This window comes from Bradyrhizobium hipponense (genome assembly GCF_008123965.1).
GTDB classification, from domain to species: domain Bacteria; phylum Pseudomonadota; class Alphaproteobacteria; order Rhizobiales; family Xanthobacteraceae; genus Bradyrhizobium; species Bradyrhizobium hipponense.
Genome location: NZ_VSTH01000296.1, coordinates 1 through 4354 on the forward strand (window position 1 = coordinate 1; position 4354 = coordinate 4354).

Below are 4354 nucleotides of genomic sequence, written 5' to 3' on the forward strand. Positions count from 1 at the left end.
GAGGGTTGGCGCATCAGAAAAAATGGCACGCCGTTCTTCATCACCGGTTCGGTCTCTTCGATCCGTGATGACGCAGGAAACCTGATCGGTTTCATCAACATACTCCGGGACGCAACCGAACGACGCGACGCAGAGGAGAAACTGGTCCAGGCACGCGAACAGCTCGCGGTCTCGCAGAAAATGGAGGCTATCGGCAAACTGACCGGCGGGATTGCACACGACTTCAACAATCTACTGATGATCATTGGAGGTAGCGCTCAGATCTTTGCACGCCTACTTGATCCAAAACTGCCAAGAGCAATCGAAGCCATACAGACAGCGGCCAAACGCGGAGAAAGTCTCACGCGCCAATTGTTGACGTTCTCTCGTCATCAGCATCTTAGCCCGACAGTCGTCGATTTGAATGCTTCCATAAAGAACATGCGGACCATGATCGAGAGCTCACTGCGCGGGAACATTGTGTACAACGAAAACATTGGCGACGGTGTTTCGCCGGTTAAGGTGGACCTCGCCGAACTGGAACTTGCGATTGTCAACATCGCCGTTAATGCCCGCGACGCAATGCCAAACGGCGGCACGTTCACGTTATCCGTCAACGCCGTGACCGTAGATCTGGACATTGGCGATAATCGCCTTGGCGAAGCCTCTTTTGCGATAGCGTTTAACGATACGGGCATTGGTATTCCGCCCAATCTTCTGTCCAAGATGTTCGATCCATTTTTCACAACCAAAGAGGTTGGCAAAGGAACCGGGCTCGGTTTGTCTCAGGTTTATGGCTTTGCGCACCAAGCCGGTGGAACGGTGAAGGCAGACAGCAACGTCGGACAAGGAACAACGATTACAGTCTATTTGCCGTCTTGTGCAGACGAGCAAATCACCAGCAAGGAGCTCTCCGCGGCTAGAACAAAAGCGGGGCATTCGCAGCGGCAGACGGTTCTCGTTGTCGACGACAGCGGTGATGTGGCGGACGTGACGTCCTCGCTGTTCGAGCATCTGGGCTATGAGACGATCTATCGAGATTCGGCCGAAGCGGCATTAAAACTGCTCGAAGCCGGTACAAAGATCGATCTCGTCTTCAGCGATATCGTCATGCCGGGGACGATCGATGGCGTCGGGCTCGCGAGAGAAATTCGGTCGCGGTATCCCAATTTGCCCATCGCCCTCACGACTGGCTACAGCGATGCTGCAAAAGCAGCTCCCCCAAATTTAAGAATACTACGTAAGCCGTTCGACACCGAAGCACTAAGAGATTTTATCCAGGATATCGCGGCTTCGAGATAATGAAATCATCCCGTGTGCCTCTGACGTCAAGCACGACTGACGCTTTGCGCTGAAGTTGACCAGTTGACCAGCCGCAATCGCGGGTCATCGCTCGGCCGTGCCGACGCAGTGATCGAATAGGCTTGTGTTGCCGCAAATACGCAAGTCTGATTTTGGCCCGTCGACGCGGGGATTTGGATGAGGTCGAAGGAGCAGGGCCGCGATGAGCGGGGCTGCGGGGTTCGCAATAGTCCGCCATTATGCGACAAACGCCACGGGCGCGACAGGCAACCCAAGTAAGGGCCGCTGGTGCGCTGCACCCACTTTACGTGCCGACCGCTCTGAAGATGTCCGTTCTCTGGGGTAGACCGGAAGTCGCCCTAGGCGAGTTGAATCGACGCGAATGACCCATAGCGGCTATTACGGTCGTGGCTTAGGAACGTCTTTAGCGGGCGCGATTGCTGCACGAACAGTGTTGCCCACGTCGATGCTGAGACGCGCTCTTGCTTCATTTTTGTCTTCAGCTTGCGCGACGAAGGACACCCTAGGCAGGACAATGGTAAGGACGCGCACGATTGCTCCCAGTTCTGCTTCTTGTTCCTTATCGTGAGGATCGTCCGGGGCTGAAGCCATCTTCTTCATCCTCTCCCAAATACCGGGAGTGTGGTCCTCCAATGCAGCAATCGCTTCCTGTATCTTATCGTCGCTATAGAACGTGCCCATGATGATAAGCTCGACCGTTCACTGCTTAACCCGTAGCGGACGTCCCCTCTGCCGTTTAACTGGCTTCGCGGCTTTCGTCTTCGAACCGTGGACGACTGAGATGCCTCGTGAGGCGCCCTTCAGCGCCCCATCCGTACCGTCTAGCGAACGGGACAAACAAGAGGCAGGCCAGGTTCAACGCAATCAGCCCGATCAACATGTAGAGGCCAAAGATCACGTAAATGCAGGACGTACCCCCGACGATGAGGACGAGCAGAACGGTGGAACGAGTGCTGAAGCGGGACATGCTCGCGAGAGTAGCACAAGGTCCTCTCAGTTACGGAGTCTCCGAGAATAAGGTTTGCAGACAGTTTAAGTCTGCAGTTGGCCCCGAAGCTGACCTTCAGCAGGTCTGCTTGGGCGGCCAGTGTTGCTCCGCCGCTGGAGCGGCCGCTGATGACTTGCGTAGAAGTTCATAGATTGACGCTGTCTGCCAGAGTCGAACGTCGCCAGGACCTAACCTCGTTCCTCAAGACTTCGCCGTTGCAGGTATCTGACCGGGCTCGAACGGACCCGGCTCGAAGAAGCCCTCGATCGATTCGACCTTTGCGTAGTTCTCGGCGATGCTCTCGGGTGTCAGATGTGGATCATTGAAGCCAGGTCCCATGACGATAGCGATACGTTGGATTGCTCCAGCTTCCACGTTGTAGATGCGGTTCGTCTCTGAACAACCATCGCTTGCCAGCCAGACGATCGCTGGCGCAACAGCCTCAACCGGCATGGTGGCTTCGCTCTGCTTCAGCCAGGCGGGATCCGCAACCGCCGCCGGGTGCATCCTCGTATACCCGGCTGGCGAAATGGTGTTCACGAGAATCCCATGCTCGGCACCTTCAATTGCAAGAATGCGCATCAATCCGACGACTGCGCACTTCGCCGCCGCATAGGTGGCCTGGCCCCGTATTCCGAGCAGCCCAGCGACCGAAGTCGTGAGGATGATCTTCCCATAGTGCTGTGCGACCATGTACGGCCAGGCAGCCTTCACCGTGTTGACCGGCCCGCCAAGGTGCACGCGCCAATAGTGATCGAAATCATCAAGGGTGGCGTCCTCGAATAGCTGGCTTCCGCAGATACCAGCGTTGTTCACGAGAAGGTCTACTCTCCCGAAGTGCTTGATGGTCGTCGCGATCAAGTGTAAGCGTAGCTCTGCGGCCCTTTTGATTGGTGCTTGACGCCTATTTTGAGCGCGTGACGCGACGCCGCGGCTTCCATTTGTCGGACAAAGCGTTGACGGCGGCCTCGAGCGCCTTCCGGTCGACGACGTTGGGATCAAACCGCTCCGGGCCCCAGAGGCGCATTTGTTCGTGCTCCGGATGGGCGGGGTCGCCAATGGCATCGAGATATTCGGCATAGCCTGGCGCACCGCCGACATCTTCCGGAGGACAACGACCGGCGGCCTCGAGCAAGAATGGAAGACCGTCCGTCGACGTGTTGTCGAACCATTTTTCGAGCTTGATCACATGATCCCAGCTGTCGCCGAAGTCGTAGAGATAATGGATCGTCTTGGCGCCGGTCTCGTGAACGATATCGCCGAGCCGCGTCTTGCGGGCATCGATAGGCTGGGGACCAAAATCACCGTCGGGATCAGGGATACCCCAACGCTCTTCGCCAGCCAGGAACTCAAAGAGATGGCTATTCGTCCAGCCAAACGCCGCCTGAAGCGTCAGATGCAGCCGATCAAGGCGCAGCGTGAGCGGCACGACGAGGCATCGCATCACCTCCGGTTTCACGTCCTTGAGGGTCACCTTGATCCGGACGGCGGTCGTGTTGAGGCTCACGCCGCCAGCCTCGGATCGTGTGCATGCATCGTGTAGGTCGAGGCCCATGGAAGCAGTTCGTCCAGTCGCGCCGCAGGCCAGCCATTAACGAGCTTCGCGAGGACGTCGGAGAGCCAGTGCTCGGCGCTGACGCTATTGAGCTTACAGGTCTCGATTAACGAAGCTAGTACTGCCCAACTCTCGGCCCCCTCGTCGCAACCGGCAAACAGGGAGTTCTTGGCGTTGAGCTTGATCGGCCGCATCGCACGCTCGACCGCATTCGTATCCATCTCGATGCGCCCGTCATCAAGGTAGAGCGTCAGGCCGTCCCAATGACGCAGCGCATAACGCAAAGCCTTCGCCGTGTCGCTCTTCTGCGCAAGGTGATCAAGCGTTGCCTCAAACCACTGCTTCAAGGCTGCAGCCAGAGGCCGGGCATGCGCTTGTCGGCCCGCGCGACGCTCGGCATCAGATCGGCCGCGGAGTGCTTTCTCGACCGCGTAGAGTTGGGCGATGCGCTCGAGGGCCTCGCGGGCAACCGGAGCCGGCGCCGGCGAAGCCTCGCGTTCGATCTTCAC

The 4354-nt window shown here is 57.7% G+C and carries 5 protein-coding genes; 1 reads left to right on the forward strand and 4 read right to left on the reverse strand.

The features are described 5' to 3' along the window. On the forward strand, positions 1-1281 hold a 1281-nt coding region (locus tag FXV83_RS42060; RefSeq protein WP_235940627.1), incomplete at its 5' end, for an ATP-binding protein. 399 nt (positions 1282-1680) lie between these two features. Here the strand turns inward: FXV83_RS42060 and FXV83_RS42065 are convergent. The 4 genes from FXV83_RS42065 to FXV83_RS42080 form a co-directional block, all read right to left on the reverse strand. Beyond that, on the reverse strand, positions 1681-1983 hold the full coding sequence (locus FXV83_RS42065; RefSeq protein WP_148745861.1) for a hypothetical protein: 303 nt from the start codon (positions 1981-1983) through the stop codon (positions 1681-1683). 508 nt (positions 1984-2491) lie between these two features. After that, entirely contained in the window at positions 2492-3151 is a 660-nt protein-coding gene (locus FXV83_RS42070; RefSeq protein ID WP_187436554.1) for an SDR family NAD(P)-dependent oxidoreductase, read from the reverse strand. A gap of 43 nt (positions 3152-3194) precedes the next feature. Beyond that, positions 3195-3797 carry a plasmid pRiA4b ORF-3 family protein gene (locus FXV83_RS42075; RefSeq protein WP_148745863.1) on the reverse strand — a complete coding sequence of 201 codons (603 nt, stop codon included), beginning with the start codon at positions 3795-3797 and terminating at the stop codon, positions 3195-3197. After that, positions 3794-4354: IS66 family transposase (locus FXV83_RS42080; protein WP_148745864.1), on the reverse strand; the 561-nt coding region annotated here is incomplete at its 5' end. The genes FXV83_RS42075 and FXV83_RS42080, both read right to left, overlap by 4 nt.